Source organism: Lyngbya sp. CCY1209, from assembly GCF_055795065.1.
Window position 1 is genome coordinate 1 of sequence record NZ_JAYFER010000128.1, and the last position, 219, is coordinate 219.

Below are 219 nucleotides of genomic sequence, written 5' to 3' on the forward strand. Positions count from 1 at the left end.
AAAAGTGGGGGAAAGGTCAGCAGATTACTAGGCTTCGTAACCCATGTTAAACCAGATAAAGAAGCAATCAGAGCCCATACTGAAAAGGTGAAAGAGGTGATTAAAAAACACAAAACAGCACCTCAAGCCGCCCTGATAAAACATCTCAATCCCATCATTACAGGATGGTCAAGGTATTACTCGGGGGTAGTCTCCAAGGAGATTTTCAGCAAGCTAGAC

The 219-nt window shown here is 43.4% G+C and carries 1 protein-coding gene; it reads left to right on the top strand.

Annotation, left to right across the window (positions count from 1 at the left end; translation table 11 throughout):
• Positions 1-219: group II intron maturase-specific domain-containing protein (locus tag AC0QHF_RS00990; protein WP_324702317.1), on the top strand; the 219-nt coding region annotated here is incomplete at both ends.